This window comes from Variovorax sp. PMC12 (assembly GCF_003019815.1).
Taxonomy (GTDB): domain Bacteria; phylum Pseudomonadota; class Gammaproteobacteria; order Burkholderiales; family Burkholderiaceae_C; genus Variovorax.
The window spans coordinates 2,021,455-2,039,126 of sequence record NZ_CP027773.1; the positions used below are offsets into that span (position 1 = coordinate 2,021,455).

Sequence of the window (17,672 nt, forward strand, 5' to 3'; positions counted from 1 at the left end):
CGATGGTCTCAGGCGGTCGTGGCACGGCTCAGTTCGTGTTCGTGGGCGCTGCGGCGGCGCAGCTTGTCCAGCAGCAGGTAGACCACCGGCGTGGTTAGCAGGGTCAGCATCTGGCTGGCGATCAGCCCGCCGATGATGGCCACGCCCAGCGGCCGGCGCAGCTCGGCGCCTTCGCCGAAGCCGATGGCCAGCGGCAGCGCGCCCAGCGCGGCGGCCATGGTGGTCATGAGGATGGGGCGGAAGCGCAGCAGGCAGGCCTCGCGCACCGCCTCCAGCGGGCTGAGGCCGCGCGAGCGCTCGGCCTCCAGCGCAAAGTCGATGATCAGGATGGCGTTCTTCTTGACGATGCCGATCAGCAGGAACACGCCGATCAGCGCAATGATCGAGAACTCCATGCGGAACATCAGCAGCGCCAGCACCGCGCCTACGCCGGCCGAAGGCAGCGTCGACAGCACGGTGATCGGGTGCACCAGGCTCTCGTACAGGATGCCCAGCACGATGTAGATGACGACCAGCGCCGCCAGGATCAGCATGGCCTGCTGGCTCTGCGACTGCTGCGCGCTCGCCGCCGTGCCCGCGAACGCGCCGCGCACGTTGGTCGGCATGGCGATGTTGGCCTCGGCCTTGGCGATGGCTTCGCGGGCGTCGCCCAGGTTGGCGCCTTCCACCAGGTTGAACGAGATGGTGGTCGCCAGTTCGCCGTCCTGGTGGCTGACCGAAGTGGCCACGGAGCTTTCGTAGAACTTCGCCACCGCGGACAGCGGCACCAGGGACGTGGCCGTGTTGCTCAGCACGTTGCCCGACGAGGCATTGCGCAGCGCCGGGTTGGCCGACACCGGCACCGAGGTGCTGGACGCGCTCGAACCGGAAGCCGCGGCCGTGCCCGTGCTCGTCTTGCTGCCCGACTGCGCCGAATTGGAAGTCGTGGTCGGCGCCGCGACCTGCGTGGTCACCGCCTGCCCCGCCACCACCGTGGTCCTGGTGGCCGGCACATACACGTCGCTCAGCGCATTGGGGCTGAGCGTGTAGCGCGGCGCCCATTCCATGATCACGTGGTACTGGTTGAGCTCGGTGTAGATGGTCGCCACCTGCCGCTGGCCGAAGGCGTTGTACAGCGCGTTGTCCACGGCGGTGGAGGTCACGCCGAGCCGGTTCGCGGTGTTCTTGTCGACCTGCGCCATGGTCTCGACGCCGTTCTCGGTCTGGTCGGTGTCGATGTCGGTCAGCACCGGCTGCAGCTTCATTTCGTCGGCCAGCTTGGACGCCCAGGTGCGCAGGTCGGCCAGGCTGTCGCTCTTGAGCGTGTACTGGTAGGTCGAGTTGCTGGAGCGCCCGCCCGAGCGCACGTCCTGCACGGTGCCCAGGAACACGCGCAGGCCGGCCACCGCATTGAGCTTGGGCCGCAGCCGCGCGATCACGGCCAGCCCGCTGTCCTTGCGCTGGCTGGCCGGCTTCAGGTTGACGAACATGAAGCCGCCGCCTGCCCGGCTGCCGCCGGTGAAGCCGACCACGGTGTCGACCGCCTCGTCGGCGCGGATGATGTCGACCACCTCGCGCAGCTTGGCGGCCATGGCCTTGGACGAAATGCTCTGGTCGGCGCGCAGGCCGCCGTTGAGCTGGCCGCTGTCCTGCTGCGGGAAGAAGCCCTTGGGCGTGGCGCTGAACAGGTACACGTTGAGCCCGACCACCGCCACCAGGATCAGCATGACCAGCCCCTTGCTGTCCAGCGCCCAGTCGAGGCTGTGCTCGTAGCGCTTGAGCACCCAGTCGTAGCTGCGCGCGGCCATGCGACCCAGGCGGCCCTGCGGCTTGTCCTTGTCGTGCTCGCCGCCGGGCTTGAGCATCCAGGCGCACATCATGGGCGTGGTGGTCAGCGAGATGACGAGCGAGATCATCACCGCCGCCGACAGCGTGACCGCGAACTCGCGGAACAGCCGCCCCACCTGCCCGCCCATGAACAGCAGCGGAATGAACACCGCCACCAGCGACACGCTGATCGACAGCACGGTGAAGCCGACTTCCTTGGCGCCCAGCAAGGCCGCCTTCATGCGCGTCATGCCCGACTCGATGTGCCGGCTGGTGTTCTCCAGCACCACGATGGCGTCGTCCACCACGAAGCCCGTGGCCACCGTGAGCGCCATCAGGCTCAGGTTGTTGAGGCTGAAGCCCAGCAGGTACATCACCCCGAAGGTGCCCAGCAGCGCCGCCACCGTGGCCACCGCCGGCACGATGGTCGCGCGCACGCTGCGCAGGAACAGGCTCACAACCAGCACCACCAGGATGACGGAGATGACCAGCGTGAACTCGACTTCGCGCAGCGAGCCGCGGATGGAGTTGGTGCTGTCCGAGGCCACCTGCAGCGTGACGTCGGGCGGCAGCTGCGCCTGCAGCTCGGGCAGCAGCGCGCGCACGCTGTCGACCGTCTCGATGATGTTGGCCGAGGGCTGCCGCGTGATCAGCACGATGATCGCGGGCTCGCCATTGAACAGGCCCAGCGTGCGCGTGTCTTCCACGCCGTCGAGCACCTCGGCCACGTCCTGCAGCCGCACCGCCGCGCCGTTGCGCCAGGCGATGACCATGGGCGCGTAGTCGCTCGCGCGCAGGGCCGGTGTCTGGGTGTAGATCTGCAGCTTGCGGCCCTCGCCCTGCACCATGCCCTTGGGCCGGTTGGCGTTGGAGGCCTGGATGGCGGCGCGCACGTCCTCGGTGCTGATGCCGTAGCGGTTGAGCGCGAAAGGCAGCAGCTCGATGCGCACCGCGGGCAGCGAGCCGCCGCCGATTTCGACGTCGCCCACGCCCTCCACCTGCGACAGCCGCTGGCTCACGATGTTGGAGACCGCGTCGTAGATCTGGCCCGGCGTCTTGGTCTTGGAGGTGAGCGCCAGGATGATCACCGGCGACGAGGCCGGGTTCGCCTTGCGGTAGGTCGGGTTGCTGCGCAGCGTGGCGGGCAGGTCGACCCGGCTGGCGCTGATGGCGGCCTGCACTTCGCGCGCGGCGCCGTTGATGTCGCGGCTCAGGTCGAACTGCAGCGTGACGCGCGAGGTGCCGACCGAGCTGGTCGAGGTCATCTCGTTGACGCCCGCGATGGTGCCCAGGTGCCGCTCCAGCGGCGTGGCCACGCTGGTGGCCATGGTCTCGGGGCTCGCGCCCGGAATGGACGCGTTGACGGAAATGACCGGGTAGTCGACCTGCGGCAGCGGCGACACCGGCAGCACGAAGAAGGCGGCAATGCCGGCCAGCGCCACGCCGATGGTGAGGAGCACCGTGCCGATGGGGCGGCGCACGAAGGGCAGCGAGAGGTTCATCGCTGCGCTCCTTGCGTTGGGCTGAGGCCGGAAACGCTCCGCTCCTCGGCGCAGCCAGAAGGGCGTTGAAAACCGGACGCGCCATTCCTGCGCTCGGCGCGGAAGCGCAGCCGCGCAGCGGCTGTGCCACATGGGGCCGAGCGAAGCAAAGGCCCGAGTGGGTTCCCCTCCCCTCTGGCTGCGCCGAGGAGCGCAGCGTTTCGCGGACAAGGGCTCGCAGCTGTTTGAGCGAAGCGAGTTCTGCGAGACCCCGCGAAACACGAGCACCGCAGGTTGCCCCGTAGCGCAGCGCAGGGGTCGCAGACAGCGGGGTCGCCTTTTCTTTGCTTACTTTCTTTTAACGAAGCAAAAGAAAGTGAGTCGCCCGCCGGGGCGAGTCCCGGCCCCGGAAAAACAAGCCGGCAAGCAGCCAAACGGTTCAAGCCGCTTCCTCCTCGATCGTGCGCCGGGTGCTTCCCCCACCCAGCCGGTCGAACGCAAGATAGATCACCGGCGTGGTGAACAACGTGAGCAGCTGGCTCACGATCAGGCCGCCGAAGATGGCCAGGCCCAGCGGGCGCCGCAGCTCGGCGCCGTCGCCGAAGCTCAGCATCAGCGGCACGGCGGCGAACAGCGCGGCCAGCGTGGTCATGAGAATGGGCCGCAAGCGCAGCAGCGCCGCCTGGTGGATCGCCTCGCGCGCCGACTTGCCCTGATTGCGCTCGGCGTCGATGGCGAAGTCGATCATCATGATCGCGTTCTTCTTGACGATACCGATCAGCAGGATGATGCCGATGATGCCGATCACCCCCAGGTCGTTGCCGGTGATCATGAGCGCCAGCAGCGCACCCACGCCGGCCGAGGGCAGCGTCGAAAGAATGGTGAGCGGATGCACATAGCTTTCATACAGCACGCCCAGCACGATGTAGACGCACACCACCGCCGCCAGAATGAGCCAGAGCTGGTTCGACAGCGAGCGCTCGTACGCGCCCGAAGCGCCCAGGAAGCTCATGGTGATGCTGCTGGGCAACCCGATTTCCTTGGCCGCCGCGCGGATGGCGTCGACCGAGGAGCCGAGCGACACGCCCGGCGCGGTGTCGAAGTTCAGCGTGCTGGCCGGGTACTGCGCCACGTGCGTGATCTGCAGCGGCGCCTGCTGCTCGCTGATGTTGGCAATGGCCGAAAGCGGCGTGGCCGTGCCCGAGCCGGCAATCAGGCTGAGCTGGCCCAGGCTCTGCGGCGTGTTCACCATGCCCGGCATGGCCTCGAGGATCACCCGGTACTGGTTGGTCTCGGTGAAGATGGTCGAGACGATGCGCTGGCCGAAAGCGCTGTAGAGCGCGTCGTCCACCGTGCTCGCGGTGATCGACAGTCGCGCGGCCGTGTCGCGGTTCACGTTCACGAAGGCCGCCAAGCCCTGCGCGCCCGCGTCGCTGCTCACGTTGCGCACCTTGTCGGAGGTCTGCAGCCGCGCCACCAGCTTCGTCATCCATTGGGTGATGGCGGCGCTGTCCACGCCTTCGAGCGACACGCGGTATTCGGTCGGGCCGGTCTCGGCGTCGATGGTCAGGTCCTGCGTGGGCTGCAGGTAGAGCGTGACGCCGGCCACGCCGCGCACGCGCTCGCGCAGCCGGTCCATGATCTTCTGCTGGTTGTCATGGCCGGGCTTCAGGTTGATCAGCATGCTGCCGGTGTGCAGCATGGTGTTGTTGGCCGCGTCCACGCCCACGAAGGAGCTGAGGTTCTCCACGTCGGCGTCCTCGAGGATGGCGTGCGCCGCCTGCTGCTGCAGCTGCGCCATGCGGTCGAAGGACACGTCCTGCGCGGCCTGGATGCGCGCCTGCAGCTGCCCGGTGTCCTGCGTCGGGAACAGGCCCTTCGGAATCGAGAGGTACAGCACCACCGTGAGCACCATGGTGAGCAGCGCGACCAGCAGCGTGAGCGGCTGGTGGTCGATCACCCAGTGCAGCGAACGGTCGTAGCGCACCATCACGCCGTCGAAGAAGCGCTGCGCGCGCGCGCCGAGGCCCTGGCTGGCGGTGTCGCGCTTCGGCTCGTGCTTGAGCCAGCGCGCCGACATCATCGGCACCAGCGTGAGCGACACCACCGCCGAAATCAGGATGGTGATGGCCAGCGTCACCGCGAACTCGCGGAACAGCCGGCCCACCACGTCGCCCATGAACAGCAGCGGAATCAGCACCGCGATGAGCGACACCGTCAGCGAGATGATGGTGAAGCCGATCTGCGTGGCGCCCTTGAAGGCGGCCTGCAGCGGTTTTTCGCCCTCCTCGATGTAGCGCGCGATGTTCTCGATCATCACGATCGCGTCGTCCACCACGAAGCCGGTGGCAATGGTCAGCGCCATCAGGCTCAGGTTGTTCAGGCTGTAGCCCAGCAGGTACATCAGCCCGAAGGTGCCGATGAGCGAAATGGGCACCGCGATGCTGGCGATGACGGTGGCGCGCAGGCTGCCCAGGAAGGCGAAGATCACCAGTACCACCAGCACCACGGCCAGCACCAGCTCCATCTCGACGTGCTCCACCGAGGCGCGGATGCCGGCCGTGCGGTCGCTCAGCACGGAGATGTTCAGCCCGGTGGGCAGGCCGGCCTGCAGCTCGGGCAGCTGCGCCTTGATGGCGTCGACCGTGGCGATCACGTTGGCGCCGGGCTGGCGCTGCACGTTCATGATGATGGCCGGGGTCAGCCTGGTGCTGCCGTCGACCTTGCTGCCGGCCCAGGCGCTGAGCTGTGTGTTCTCGGCGCTGTTGACCACCTGGGCCACGTCGACCATGCGGATCGGCGCGCCGTTCTTGTACGAGACGATGAGGTTCTTGTAGTCATCGACCGTGAGCAGCTGGTCGTTCGAATTGATGGTGTAGGAGCGCTTGGGGCCGTCGAAGCTGCCCTTGGCGCCGTTGGAGTTGGCCGCCGCGATGGCGGTGCGCAGCGTGTCCAGCCCGATGCCGTTGGTGGCCAGCGCCTGCGTGTTGGCCTGGATGCGCACCGCCGGGCGCTGCCCGCCGCTCAGCGACACCAGCCCCACGCCGGAGACCTGGCTGATCTTCTGCGCGAGCCGGGTGTTGACCAGGTTCTGCACCTCGGTGAGCGGCAGCGTGTCGGAGGTGATGGACAGCGTGAGCACCGGCGCGTCGGCCGGGTTGACCTTGGCGTACACCGGCGGTGCCGGCAGGTCGGCTGGCAGCAGCGAACCGCCGGCATTGATGGCGGCCTGCACCTCCTGCTCGGCCACGTCCAGCGTCTGGCCGAGCGAGAACTGCAGCGTGATGATCGACACGCCGGCCGCGCTGGTCGAGCTCATGCGGTCGAGCCCCGACATCTGGCCGAACTGGCGCTCCAGCGGCGCGGTGACGGTGTTGCTCATGACCTCGGGGCTGCCCCCGGGGTAGAGCGTCTGCACCTGGATGGTCGGGTAGTCGACCTGCGGCAGGGCCGACAGCGGCAGGAAGCGGAACGCCACCAGGCCGGCCAGCACGATGGCGACCATCAGCAGCGAAGTCGCCACCGGTCGAAGAATGAACGGGCGTGAGGGACTCATCGGTCGCGGCGCTTGCGGTCGGTCGGTCTGTCTGTTGGAGCGCTATCGGTCAGCGCATCGTGCCGCCGGGCGCGGCGGGCGGCGTGCCCGGCTGCACCGCGGGCGCGGCCGGAGGCACCGAGGGGGTGGCCGAGTCGGTTGAAGCCGGCCGCTGCCGCGTGCCCGCGCCTTCCGCGCCGCCCGCGCCGCCCGCGCCGCCTTCTCGCCGGCCACCTCCGCCAGCACCGCCGCGCTCGCCGCGATGCCCGCGGCGCTCCCCGGAGGCCGCGCCCGCCGGCGGTGCCGCCGGCCGGTCGACCGTGGTCTGCACCCGCGCGCCGTCCTTCAGGCGGTCGCCGCCCTCGGTCACGACCTGTTCGCCGGCCGCGAGGCCGGAGGTGATCGCGACGTTGTCGACGCTCGACTCGCCGCGCGTCACCGTGCGCTGCGCCACGGTGCTGTCGTCCTTCAGCACGTACACGTAGTCGCCGTTGGGCCCGTGGCGCAGTGCCGTCACCGGCACCACCACCGCGCCGCTCACGGTGCGCAGCAGCAGCCGCAGGTTGACGAACTGGTTCGGGAACAGCGCGTTGTCGGCATTGGAGAAGCGGGCCTTGGCCTTGACGGTGCCGGTCGCGGTGTCGACCAGGTTGTCGAGCGTGGCGAAGGTGCCGGTGGCGAGCCTGCGCGTGCGCGTGCGGTCGAAGGCGGTGGCGTCGAGCTTCGCGCCCTGGGCCAGGCGATCCTGCACTTCGGGCACGCGGTCTTGCGGAATCGCGAATTCGACGTCGATCGGCGCGATCTGGGTGATGGTGGCGATGCCGTTGGTGGCGCCGGTCGAGATGTAGTTGCCCGCGTCCACCGGCCGCAGGCCGATGCGCCCGCTCACCGGCGCGGTGATGCGGCTCCAGGTGAGGTTGAGCTTCGCGGTGTTCTCGTTGGCGCGGTCGATGGCCACGGTGCCTTCGAGCTGCTTGACCAGCGCGGCCTGGGTGTCGACGTCCTGCCGCGCGATGGAGTCCTGCCCGAGCAGGGTCTGGTAGCGCGACAGCGTGACGCGCGCCGCCGCCAGCTGGGCCTCGTCGCGCTGGCGTGCGCCGCTGGCCTGCGCCAGCGCGTTCTGGAACGGCTGCGGATCGATGGTGGCCAGCACGTCGCCCTTCCTGACCATCTGCCCTTCCTGGAAGAGCACCGCGGTGAGCACGCCCGACACCTGGGGCTGCACCACCACGTTGGCCAGCGGCGTGACCGTGCCCAGCGCCTCGAGCTGCACCGGGATGTCGGCCTGCCTGGCCGTCGCGATGCCGACCGTGCTGACGGCCGCGCCGCCGGGGCCGCCGGGACCGCCGCCACCGCCGCCGCGTGCACCCGGGCCACCCGCACCGCCCGGGCGCCCGCCAGGGGCCGCGCCCGGCGCACCCGCGGGCGTCTTCGCGCGCTGGATCAGGTACCACGCACCGCCCCCCAGGGCCGCGAGCAACAGCAGCGTCAGCAACGCCCCGACCCAGCGACGCCTGCGCACCTGTGGATGTGTGGGAGACACGTTGGCGGGCAGGGGCTCGGGTGGTTTTTCTTGTTCCATGGGCTGTGCGTGCGAAGGGGGCGAGGTTCGACCTAGAGTACAGCGCGGAATGGTAGCCGCGGAGTTTGCTGCGCCGTAAAGCGTCGGTAAAGCTGCCGCCCGTGCCGCAGCAGTTCACGCCCGCCTGACGCAGTTCGCGCCGCCGCCCGGCATTTCGTCGCACGCCGGTGGCCGGCAGGGGTCGGGCCCGGCAAAGTCCGCTCCATCGATTCTTCTCCCGCCCTTCGGCTTTTCTTCATCTTTCAACGGAGCGCCACCATGCTGATGCAAGTCATCCTCCATACGCCCAAGTGGGTGTTCGCCGTTTTCTTCCTCCTGCTCTGGCTCGGCGCCAGGCAGTTGCTCACCAACGAAGTGAGCCTGTCCCGGGTCACGCTGATGCCCGTCGCCATGGGCGGCCTGTCGCTTTACGGCGTGATCTCGGTCTTCGGCGAATCGTTCGCCGCGCTGCTCGGCTGGGCCCTGGCCGCGGTCGTGATGCTGGCGCTGGTGCTGCAGCGCCCGCTGCCCGCGGCCACGCGCTACGACGCCGCCGAGCGCCGCTTCCACGTGGCCGGCAGCCCGGTGCCGCTGATGCTCATGATGGGCATCTTCCTGACCAAGTACGTGGTGGGCGCGGCCCTGGCCATGCACCCCGAGCTGGGCCACCAGGCCGCCTTCGGCATCGTGGTGCCGACGCTGTACGGCGCCTTCACCGGCGTCTTCGTGGCCCGCGCGGCACGCCTTTGGAAGCTCGCCATCCGTACTGACGCCATGTCGGCCGGCGTGCGCGCCGCCTAATATCGGCAACCGGCCCCAAGGAACTGCCACCATGAACGCGCTCTTGCTCATTCTCAAGATCTCCGTCACGGTGGTGCTCGTCGCCTCCATCGCCGAAGCGCTGGTGCTTTCCCTGCGCAACGGCTGGCGCAGCTACGACTGGAAGGCGTCCGGCGTCTCGGTGGTCGACTTCCTGGTTCGCGAATACCCGCTGCGCTGGCTGTTGCCGCTGGCCTTCTGGACCGGCGCCATGGATTGGTTCTACGCCCACCGCCTGTTCACGCTGCCGATGGACCACTGGACCGGCTGGGCCGCCTGCTTCATCGGCCAGGAGTTCTGCTATTACTGGTACCACCGCGCGGCGCATCGGGTGCGCTGGTTCTGGTGCACCCATGCCATCCACCATTCGCCGAACCAGCTGAACCTGTCGGCCGCCTACCGCTTCGGCTGGACCGGCCGCCTCACCGGCACCCTGGCCTTCTTCATGCTGGCGCCGCTGCTGGGCATGCCGCCAAAGGTGATCCTGCTGATGCTCACGCTGAACCTGCTGTACCAGTTCTGGATCCACGCGACCTGGATTCCGCGCCTCGGCCCGCTGGAATGGTTTCTGAACACGCCCTCGGCACACCGCGTGCACCATGCGTCGAACCTGGAATACCTCGACGGCAACTACGGCGGCGTGCTGATCGTGTTCGACCGGCTGTTCGGCACCTATATTCCCGAGCGCGCCGACCTCCCCTGCCGCTACGGGCTGGTGAACCCGATCACCACGAACAACATCTTCGAGATCGAGTTCACGCACTGGCGCTCGCTGTTCCGCGACCTGGCCTCGGCGCGATCGGTGCGCGCCTTCGTGGGCTATCTCGTGAAGCCGCCGGGCTGGAAGCCCGACGGCCCCGGCGACACCACGGAAGAACTGAGACGGCGCGCGGCCCTGCAGGCAACGCCTCCGGCCCCGTCGACGACCCCTGATTTCATTCCTGTCCAGTACAACAAGGAGCTGTCATGAATCCCTCCTCCGACAACACCCGGCCCTCCGATGTCGAACGCCTCGCCCGGCGCCGGGCCGGCGCCAAGATGGGCTGGTACATCCACGCTTTCGTCTATGTGCTGGTGAATGTGGGCCTGGTCACGATCTCGGCCGCCAACGGGCGCAGCTGGGCCATGTATCCGCTCATGGGCTGGGGGCTGGGGCTGCTGATCCACGGCGCGGTGGTCTGGTTCATCGCGCCCGGCGGCGGCTTCTACGACCGCCTGGTGGAACGCGAACGCCGCGCGCTGGGCGCCGGGGACCGCGGGTGAGCCTGGAGCAGGCCCCGCCACTTCCCCGGTTCGGGTCGGCAAACCTGCGGGACATGCTCCGGCATGGCCTGATCACCGCCGTCTTCTGCTGCCTCATTGCCACGGCGCTCACCATCACTGAAGGCGGCGGATGGGCCGCGCACCTGGTCTATTCGCTGTCGATCGGCACGGTGAGCTGGCTGTTCATCGACTGCGGCCGGCTTCTGCTCACCGGGCACCATGAAATCCACTGGCCCGGCGGCCCCTGGGGCCTCCTGCTGGTGGTGGCGGGCGTGTTCGTCGGCTTTTTCGTCGGAAACCTCATCGGCGACGCATGGGTCGGCGCGCCCGCGTTCGACTTTCTCGACATCCGGGGCCACAAGCTGGCCACCGCCGCCGTCATCACCATCGTCGCGACGGTATGCATGTGCTTCTTCTTCTACAGCCTCGGCAAGAGCAAGCACATGCAGAGCCAGATCGAGGTAGCCCAGCGCAACGCCACCGAAGCAAGGCTCAAGCTGCTCGAAACGCAGCTGGAGCCGCACATGCTGTTCAACACCCTGGCCAACCTGCGGGTGCTGATCACCGTCGACCCGGCGCGCGCCGTGGCCATGCTCGACCGGCTCAACAGCTACCTGCGCATGACGCTCAGCGGCTCGAGGACGCTGTCGCATCCGCTGTCGGCAGAATTCGAGCGGCTGGCCGACTACCTCGAACTGATGTCGGTGCGCATGGGCGAGCGCCTGCGCTACACGCTCGACCTGCCCGAAGCACTGCGCGACGTTCCCGTGCCGCCGCTGCTGCTGCAGCCGCTGGTCGAGAACAGCATCCGCCACGGGCTCGAGCCCAAGGTGGAAGGCGGGGAAATCACCGTGCGTGCGCGCCAGGAGGCAGGCCAGCTGGTCATCGAAGTGATCGACACCGGCGTCGGCCTCGATGGCGCACCGCCCTCCGAGGGCAGCAGTTTCGGGCTGGAGCAGGTGCGCGAGCGCCTGGCCACCGTGTATGGCGCGCAAGGCGCCCTTCGCCTGGCGCCCGGCGGCACCGGCGGCACCTGCGCAACTTTGAATTTCCCCCTGCCCGTTTGAGATTCCAGGATGACCCCGACAGCCCTCATTGCCGAAGACGAGCCCCTGCTCGCGCAAGCCCTCAAGGCCGAACTGGCCGCCGCCTGGCCGGAATTGCAGGTCGTCGCCATCGCAGGAGACGGCCGCGGCGCCGTGCGCGAGGCGCTGCGCCTGCTGCCGCAGGTGCTGTTCTTCGATATCCGCATGCCCGGCCTGGACGGCCTGGGCGCCGTCGCCGAGCTGGCCGACTGCTGGCCTGCCGACCAGGCGCCGATGCCGCAGCTGGTGTTCGTCACGGCCTATGACGAATACGCCGCGCGCGCCTTCGAGGCCCAGGCCATCGACTACGTGCTCAAGCCGGTGCAGCCGCAGCGGCTGCGCAAGACCGTGGCCCGGCTGCAGCAGGCGCTGGCCGCCCGCCAGCCCGCAGCCACGCCCGCCGTGGCCGACGAGGCCCTCGAGCGCACCCTCGCCCAATGGCGCCAGGTGCTGAGCGCCGCGGGCGCGGGCGCCGAAGCCCTCGCGCCGCCGGCCGCCCCGCTGCGCATGATTGCCGCCAGCGACGCCGGCGGCAGCACTGTGCGCATGGTGCCCATCGACGAGGTTCTGTATTTCGAAGCCGCGGACAAATACCTACGCGTGCTGACCGCCACGCACGAATACCTGATTCGCACGCCGCTGAAGCAGCTGCTGCCCCAGCTCGACGCCGACACCTTCTGGCAGGTGCACCGGGCGGTGGTGGTGCGCAGCGCGGCCATCGAGTCGGTACACCGCGACGAGGCCGGCAAGATGCATCTCATGCTGCGCGGGCGCGCCGAGAAGATCCCGGTCAGCCGCCTCTACGCCCACCTGTTTCGCGCCATGTGAAAAGCCGGCTTCCGCCGCACCCATGAAAAAACCGGCCCTCGCGAGGGCCGGTTTTTCATTCAGTCACAAAAGCCGTTGCTAATTAGCGCCAGTGGCCATGACCGCGGTAGTAGCCACGACCGTAGTAGCGCGGGCCGTAATAGGCCGGCGGGCCGTAGTAGACCGGGGCCGGACGGTAATACACCGGCGGCGGGTTGTAGTACACCGGGGCCGGCGGCGCGTAGTAGACGGGTGCCGGCGGCACGTACACAGGGGCCGGAGCCGGGTAATAGCCCGGGTTGCCCACGCCGACAGCCACGCCTGGCACGCCGACGCCGATCGACCAGCTCACGTCGCTGCGAGCGCTGGCCGAGGTGGCCGCAAACAGTGCACCGGCTGCCACGACACCTGCGGCGGCCCATTTGAAGAAAGTAGAACGTGTGAGGCTCATGATGTGGACTCCTTGTTTGGGGCGCTGCGTTCGGGTCTGAACCGCCCATGTACGTATTGAACGCGGCAAATGCAAACGGGGTGCACCCGCCAATGTGAAGAGAGTTGCCAAAGGTAACGCTCAAAGGGCGCCCTCTAGAATGCCGCAATGACCTCCCCGACCGACAAAAACGGCGCCAAAACGACCGCTGCACCGAGCAATTTCCTGCGCCACGTGATCGAGAACGACCTCGCACAGGGCGCCTACGCAGGCCGCAAGTGGGGCGGATCGCCCGGCAGCGCCGCCCACCACGCCCAGGGCATGGCCGATCCGGCCAAGGTGCGCATGCGCTTCCCGCCCGAACCCAACGGCTACCTGCACATCGGCCACGCCAAGAGCATCTGGCTCAACTTCGAGCTGGCCAAGGAATACGGCGGCGTGTGCCACCTGCGCTTCGACGACACCAACCCCGAGAAGGAAGACCAGGAATACGTCGATTCCATCCGCGACGCGGTGAAGTGGCTCGGCTACGAAACCTACCTGGCCGACCGCCCCAGCGCGCCCGGCACGCTGCAGGAGCACGAGTACTTCGCGAGCAACTACTTCGACTTCATGTACGAGGCCGCCGAATACCTCATCGGCGCCGGCCTCGCCTACGTGGACGAGCAGACCGCCGACGAAGTGCGCGCGAACCGCGGCGACTTCAACACGCCCGGCACCGACAGCCCCTTCCGCACCCGCACGCCCGAGGAAAACCTGGCGCGTTTCCGTGCCATGCGCGACGGCCAGGTCGCCGACGGCGCCGCCATCCTGCGCGCCAAGATCGACATGGCCAGCACCAACATCAACATGCGCGACCCCGCGCTGTACCGCGTGCGCCGTGCCCACCACCACAACACCGGCGACAAGTGGTGCATCTACCCGATGTACACCTACGCGCACCCCATCGAAGACGCGCTGGAGCAGATCACCCACAGCATCTGCACGCTCGAGTTCGAAGACCAGCGCCCCTTCTACGACTGGCTGCTCGACCGCCTCGCCGAAGGCGGCCTCGTCGCCAGCCCGCACCCGCGCCAATATGAATTCGCGCGCCTCAACGTCACCCACGTGATGACCAGCAAGCGCAAGCTGCGCCAGCTGGTCGAGGAGAAATACGTCGACGGCTGGGACGACCCGCGCATGCCCACCATCGCCGGCCTGCGCCGCCGCGGCTACACGCCCGAAGCGCTGCGCCTGTTCTGCGAGCGAAGCGGCACCACCAAGTCGGGCGGCTGGATCGACTACGCCAGCCTCGAGGCCGCGCTGCGCGACACCCTCGACCCTGTCGCTCCACGGGCCATGGCCGTGCTCGACCCGGTCAAGCTCGTCATCACCAACTGGGGCGAGCTGATGGGCGGCGACGACTCGCTCGACGACTGCTCGGCCCCCGTGCATCCGCACCACCCCGAAATGGGCAAGCGCGAATTCAAGCTCGGCCGCGAAGTGTGGATCGAGCGCACCGACTACGAAGAAGTGCAGCCCAAGGGCTTCTTCCGCCTGTTCCCCGGCAACAAGGTGCGGCTGAAGTACGGCCACGTCATCGAATGCACCGGCGGCACCAAGGACGCCGACGGCAAGCTCGTCGAAGTGCAGGCCACGCTGGTGCCCGACACCAAGAGCGGCACGCCCGGCGCGGACGCGATCAAGGTCAAGGGCAACATCACCTGGGTGGCCGCCGCCGATGCGGTGCAGGCCGAAGTGCGGCTGTACGAACGGCTCTTCGCGGAAGCCAACCCGGGCAGCGGCGAGCTGCTGGACGAACTGAACAAGACCAGCCTGGAAGTGTGCTCGGCGTTCGTCGAGCCCTCGCTGGCAAAGGCCGAGCCAGGCATCGGGATCCAGTTCGAGCGGCACGGGTACTTCGTGCGCGATTCGAAGGGCGACGCCGATGGCAAGCTGGTGTTCAACCGCGCAGCGGGCATGCGGGACAGCTGGGGCAAATAAGGCGGCCCGCGTCCCTCCAAGGCGAAAGCCGGGGCCTCGATGGCTCCGGCTTTTTTGTTTTTGTCAGTACGCGCCCGGCCGCTTGTAGACGACGCCCAGCACCGCGCTGTTCTCGTCCGTGGTGCAAACGGCGGGCCGCGCTTGCGGCCCGACCTTCAGGTTGATCGTGTAGACCCCGTCGCGCGGCGTCGAACCGCTGTCCACCACGATGCTGGCCGGTGGCACCCGCAATTCACGCGCTGCGGCGGCAACGCAATTCTTGACGCTCGCCTCCGGCGCGCCGCCGACGCGCAGGGACGTGCTGCTGCAGGCCGCCATCAGAAAACCCGCCGCCGCCACGCAAGCGAGATGAATAGAGCTTCGCATCGTCATTTCCGGGTTCTCCTTGGTGATGAACCCATTGGAGCCACCCACCGCAGCGAATGTTGCAGGACAGACCCGGGCTATCCTGTCGGCTCATGAACCTTCCGAGCCCTTCTTCCCGCCTGATCCGCTTCAACAAGCCCTATGGCGTCCTCAGCCAGTTCACGCCCGAGGGCCGCTGGCGCGGCTTGAAAGATTTCATCGACATACCCGGCGTCTACGTGGCCGGCCGGCTCGACGCCGACAGCGAAGGCCTGCTGCTGCTCACCGACGACGGCAAGCTGCAGGCGCGCATCGCCGATCCGCGCTTCAAGATGGAAAAGATCTACTGGGTGCAGGTGGAAGGCACGCCGACCGAAGAGGCGCTTGCTGCGCTGTGCAACGGCGTTCAACTCAACGACGGCCCCACGCGCCCCGCCAGGGCGCGCCTGCTCGACCCGCCGCCCCAGGTTTGGGAACGCCAGCCCCCCATCAGGGAACGCAAGAGCATCCCCACCGCGTGGCTGGAACTAGCGATACGCGAAGGCCGCAACCGCCAGGTGCGGCGCATGACGGCGGCCGTCGGGCTGCCGACGCTGCGGCTGATCCGCGCCGCCATCGGGCCACACACGCTCGAAGGGCTGGCGCCGGGGAGCTGGCTCGGCTGACCCTGTCCCGCATCGAAGAACCTTCAACGACATCTATTCATGCCAATCAATTTCGACTTTTCCGACCGTGCGTCTTCCATGCTGAATCGCCGCTCTGCCCTGCTCGGCGGCCTCGGCCTGCTCGCGATGCCTGCTTCACAGCTGGCCAACGCCGCCTCGCCAAAGAAAGCGCAGCAACCCGCGCACGCCGATGTCTGGCCTCACGCATCCCAGGTGCCGGGCGGCGTGGCCCGCCTGTCGCTCGGGCCGGCTGCAAAGCGGCCTGCTGCCTTTGCAGGCGACATACCTCTGCTCGTGCTGGGCGACGCCATCGAATGGACCGCTCTGGTCGGCATTCCCCTCGCCGCCGAGCCGGGCGAAGCCAGCATCACAGTGCGCCCCGAAGGCCGCCCGGAAAGGCAGATCACCTACACCGTCGCCCCCAAGCAATACCGCGAGCAACGCCTGACGGTCGCCCCGCGCACCGTCGACCTGGCCCCCGAAGACCAGGCCCGCTACGAGCGCGAACGCGAACACCTGAGCGCCGTGATGGCCACGCTCACCGACATGCGCCCCGACGCAGCGCTGCAGATGCGCGTGCCCGTGCCGGGCCGCCGCTCCAGCTCGTTCGGCCTGCGCCGGGTGTTCAACGGCCAGTCGCGCAATCCGCACAGCGGCATGGACATCGCGGCGGGCACCGGCACGCCCGTGCTGGCGCCGCTGCCCGGCAAGGTGATCGACACGGGCGACTATTTCTTCAACGGCGGCACCGTGTGGCTGGACCACGGCGGCGGACTGCTCACGATGTACTGCCACCTGAGCCGGGTCGACGTGAAGGTCGGCGACGTGCTGAAGACCGGCGAGAAACTGGCCGCGGTGGGCGCGACCGGGCGGGTGACCGGGCCGCACCTGCACTGGTCGGTGATGCTCAACCGGGCGATGGTGGATCCGGCGTTGTTCGTTGCGGCTTGAGGCGTTCGAGGCATTGCCGCACAGCACTACACTGCGACCATGCGCCCTTCGGAAGCCTTGTCCCTGCATCGCGCTCGCATTCGCGAGATCGTGCTGAGTCACCATGTCAGCGGAGTTCGGGTTTTCGGCTCCGTATCGCGCGGCGAGGACGGTGCAGACAGCGACCTGGATCTGCTGGTGGACCCCACCGAGCAAACTACGCTCATGGACATTGGCGCCATTCGCTACGAACTGAAAGCCCTGCTTGGCATCGAGGTGGATGTACTCACCCCTGCCGGCCTGCCTCCCAAGTTCCGTGATCGTGTTCTGCGCGAAGCGGTGCCTCTATGAGTCGCAGCGATCCGCGGCGAGTTGTGGACTATCTGGGCCATATTCATCCGGAGTTTTCGTCGATGCACCCTGAAATTCCCTGGCGCATCGCATACGAAATGCGAAACGCGCTCTCGCATGGCTATTTCACTGTCGATCACACCATCGTCTGGCAGACAGTGCAGAACGATTTGCGGCCGCTTCGCGTGCAGATAGCCAAGTCGACCCCGCTCGCCTAAGTCGCCTTCGGCCGCGCCGTACTCCACGCAATCACCGCCAGCAACACCACCTGCAAAGGCAGCCGCGCCACCAGCGCCCAGTAAGGCACGTTCGCGAAAAAGTCCGCCCGCTGCAGCATGTAGACATTCGCGGGCGTCACCGCAAGAGTCAGCAGGAACAGCCCGACTCCCGCAGCCCGGCGCGTCGGCCGCCACAGCAAACCGGCCGCGCCCAGCAGTTCGAAGACGCCGCTCACCCACACGGTCTCGCGCGGGCATGGAATCCACGGCGGCACGATTTGCATCTCGGCTTCGGTCGCCACGAAATGCGCGACGCCGCCGATGGCGAACCACAGGAAGACGAACACCAGCCCCGCCACGCGCCAGCGACTCATGGCGGGGATCGTGGTCATC

General features: G+C 68.1%; 16 protein-coding genes. 10 read left to right on the top strand and 6 right to left on the bottom strand.

Features of this window, described 5'->3' with window-relative positions; genetic code table 11:
* Positions 1-8 precede the first annotated feature (8 nt).
* The 3 genes from C4F17_RS09390 to C4F17_RS09405 all read right to left on the bottom strand — a co-directional run bounded on the left by C4F17_RS09390 (position 9) and on the right by C4F17_RS09405 (position 8,404).
* Positions 9-3,308 (bottom strand): efflux RND transporter permease subunit, encoded by a 3,300-nt coding sequence (locus C4F17_RS09390; RefSeq protein ID WP_106935058.1) that lies wholly within the window; start codon positions 3,306-3,308, stop codon positions 9-11.
* Positions 3,309-3,726: 418 nt separating this feature from the next.
* On the bottom strand, positions 3,727-6,843 hold the full coding sequence (locus C4F17_RS09400; RefSeq protein ID WP_106935059.1) for an efflux RND transporter permease subunit: 3,117 nt from the start codon (positions 6,841-6,843) through the stop codon (positions 3,727-3,729).
* A gap of 49 nt (positions 6,844-6,892) precedes the next feature.
* On the bottom strand, positions 6,893-8,404 hold the full coding sequence (locus C4F17_RS09405) for an efflux RND transporter periplasmic adaptor subunit (protein ID WP_106935060.1): 1,512 nt from the start codon (positions 8,402-8,404) through the stop codon (positions 6,893-6,895).
* Positions 8,405-8,662: 258 nt separating this feature from the next.
* Here C4F17_RS09405 and C4F17_RS09410 point away from each other — a divergent pair, with 258 nt between their 5' ends.
* Genes C4F17_RS09410 through C4F17_RS09430 form a run of 5 tightly spaced genes read left to right on the top strand, consistent with a single transcriptional unit; the run spans position 8,663 to position 12,378 of the window.
* Entirely contained in the window at positions 8,663-9,184 is a 522-nt protein-coding gene (locus C4F17_RS09410) for a DUF6622 family protein (protein ID WP_081265872.1), read from the top strand.
* A 31-nt stretch (positions 9,185-9,215) separates the two neighbouring features.
* The gene (locus C4F17_RS09415) at positions 9,216-10,172 is read left to right on the top strand and encodes a sterol desaturase family protein (protein ID WP_106935061.1); all 957 of its coding nucleotides are present in this window, start codon (positions 9,216-9,218) and stop codon (positions 10,170-10,172) included.
* Positions 10,169-10,465 carry a 2TM domain-containing protein gene (locus C4F17_RS09420; protein WP_081265870.1) on the top strand — a complete coding sequence of 99 codons (297 nt, stop codon included), beginning with the start codon at positions 10,169-10,171 and terminating at the stop codon, positions 10,463-10,465. The genes C4F17_RS09415 and C4F17_RS09420 overlap by 4 nt, the downstream gene beginning before the upstream one ends.
* A gap of 53 nt (positions 10,466-10,518) precedes the next feature.
* On the top strand, positions 10,519-11,532 hold the full coding sequence (locus tag C4F17_RS09425) for a sensor histidine kinase (RefSeq protein WP_172839760.1): 1,014 nt from the start codon (positions 10,519-10,521) through the stop codon (positions 11,530-11,532).
* A 9-nt stretch (positions 11,533-11,541) separates the two neighbouring features.
* A complete protein-coding gene (locus tag C4F17_RS09430) occupies positions 11,542-12,378 on the top strand; it encodes a LytR/AlgR family response regulator transcription factor (protein WP_106935062.1) in 837 nt (278 codons plus the stop codon).
* Positions 12,379-12,460: 82 nt separating this feature from the next.
* Here C4F17_RS09430 and C4F17_RS09435 read toward each other — a convergent pair whose 3' ends face one another.
* Positions 12,461-12,808 (bottom strand): hypothetical protein, encoded by a 348-nt coding sequence (locus C4F17_RS09435; RefSeq protein WP_081271540.1) that lies wholly within the window; start codon positions 12,806-12,808, stop codon positions 12,461-12,463.
* Between the two features lie 147 nt (positions 12,809-12,955).
* Between C4F17_RS09435 and C4F17_RS09440 the strand changes: the two genes are divergently transcribed.
* Positions 12,956-14,770 (top strand): glutamine--tRNA ligase/YqeY domain fusion protein, encoded by a 1,815-nt coding sequence (locus C4F17_RS09440; RefSeq protein ID WP_106935063.1) that lies wholly within the window; start codon positions 12,956-12,958, stop codon positions 14,768-14,770.
* Positions 14,771-14,833: 63 nt separating this feature from the next.
* Here the strand turns inward: C4F17_RS09440 and C4F17_RS09445 are convergent, their stop codons facing one another.
* Entirely contained in the window at positions 14,834-15,142 is a 309-nt protein-coding gene (locus tag C4F17_RS09445; protein ID WP_172839978.1) for a hypothetical protein, read from the bottom strand.
* 86 nt (positions 15,143-15,228) lie between these two features.
* On the opposite strand from C4F17_RS09445, the gene C4F17_RS09450 reads away from it, so the two are divergent.
* From C4F17_RS09450 to C4F17_RS09465, 4 genes are read left to right on the top strand one after another with little or no spacing between them, the layout of a single operon-like run.
* Positions 15,229-15,780 (top strand): pseudouridine synthase, encoded by a 552-nt coding sequence (locus C4F17_RS09450; RefSeq protein WP_106935064.1) that lies wholly within the window; start codon positions 15,229-15,231, stop codon positions 15,778-15,780.
* A gap of 39 nt (positions 15,781-15,819) precedes the next feature.
* A complete protein-coding gene (locus C4F17_RS09455) occupies positions 15,820-16,731 on the top strand; it encodes a M23 family metallopeptidase (protein WP_199851939.1) in 912 nt (303 codons plus the stop codon).
* 39 nt (positions 16,732-16,770) lie between these two features.
* Positions 16,771-17,061, top strand: coding sequence for a nucleotidyltransferase family protein (locus C4F17_RS09460; RefSeq protein ID WP_106935065.1), 291 nt, complete (start codon positions 16,771-16,773; stop codon positions 17,059-17,061).
* Positions 17,058-17,279: a HepT-like ribonuclease domain-containing protein gene (locus C4F17_RS09465; protein ID WP_106935066.1), complete on the top strand. Its 222-nt coding sequence runs from the start codon at positions 17,058-17,060 to the stop codon at positions 17,277-17,279. Before C4F17_RS09460 ends, C4F17_RS09465 begins: the two co-directional genes overlap by 4 nt.
* Here C4F17_RS09465 and C4F17_RS09470 read toward each other — a convergent pair.
* On the bottom strand, positions 17,276-17,671 hold the full coding sequence (locus C4F17_RS09470; RefSeq protein WP_234382693.1) for a DoxX family protein: 396 nt from the start codon (positions 17,669-17,671) through the stop codon (positions 17,276-17,278). The genes C4F17_RS09465 and C4F17_RS09470 overlap by 4 nt on opposite strands.
* Between the last annotated feature and the right edge of the window lies 1 nt (position 17,672).

Bases quoted from the DNA above. Each gene is read 5' to 3' on its own strand.
- C4F17_RS09470 (WP_234382693.1), bottom strand. From the start codon at position 17,671: ATGACCACGATCCCCGCCATGAGTCGCTGGCGCGTGGCGGGGCTGGTG.
- C4F17_RS09390 (WP_106935058.1), bottom strand. From the start codon at position 3,308: ATGAACCTCTCGCTGCCCTTCGTGCGCCGCCCCATCGGCACGGTGCTC.
- C4F17_RS09455 (WP_199851939.1), top strand. From the start codon at position 15,820: ATGCCAATCAATTTCGACTTTTCCGACCGTGCGTCTTCCATGCTGAAT.
- C4F17_RS09450 (WP_106935064.1), top strand. From the start codon at position 15,229: ATGAACCTTCCGAGCCCTTCTTCCCGCCTGATCCGCTTCAACAAGCCC.
- C4F17_RS09435 (WP_081271540.1), bottom strand. From the start codon at position 12,808: ATGAGCCTCACACGTTCTACTTTCTTCAAATGGGCCGCCGCAGGTGTC.
- C4F17_RS09465 (WP_106935066.1), top strand. From the start codon at position 17,058: ATGAGTCGCAGCGATCCGCGGCGAGTTGTGGACTATCTGGGCCATATT.
- C4F17_RS09420 (WP_081265870.1), top strand. From the start codon at position 10,169: ATGAATCCCTCCTCCGACAACACCCGGCCCTCCGATGTCGAACGCCTC.
- C4F17_RS09415 (WP_106935061.1), top strand. From the start codon at position 9,216: ATGAACGCGCTCTTGCTCATTCTCAAGATCTCCGTCACGGTGGTGCTC.
- C4F17_RS09400 (WP_106935059.1), bottom strand. From the start codon at position 6,843: ATGAGTCCCTCACGCCCGTTCATTCTTCGACCGGTGGCGACTTCGCTG.
- C4F17_RS09405 (WP_106935060.1), bottom strand. From the start codon at position 8,404: ATGGAACAAGAAAAACCACCCGAGCCCCTGCCCGCCAACGTGTCTCCC.
- C4F17_RS09440 (WP_106935063.1), top strand. From the start codon at position 12,956: ATGACCTCCCCGACCGACAAAAACGGCGCCAAAACGACCGCTGCACCG.
- C4F17_RS09460 (WP_106935065.1), top strand. From the start codon at position 16,771: ATGCGCCCTTCGGAAGCCTTGTCCCTGCATCGCGCTCGCATTCGCGAG.
- C4F17_RS09430 (WP_106935062.1), top strand. From the start codon at position 11,542: ATGACCCCGACAGCCCTCATTGCCGAAGACGAGCCCCTGCTCGCGCAA.
- C4F17_RS09425 (WP_172839760.1), top strand. From the start codon at position 10,519: ATGCTCCGGCATGGCCTGATCACCGCCGTCTTCTGCTGCCTCATTGCC.
- C4F17_RS09410 (WP_081265872.1), top strand. From the start codon at position 8,663: ATGCTGATGCAAGTCATCCTCCATACGCCCAAGTGGGTGTTCGCCGTT.
- C4F17_RS09445 (WP_172839978.1), bottom strand. From the start codon at position 15,142: ATGACGATGCGAAGCTCTATTCATCTCGCTTGCGTGGCGGCGGCGGGT.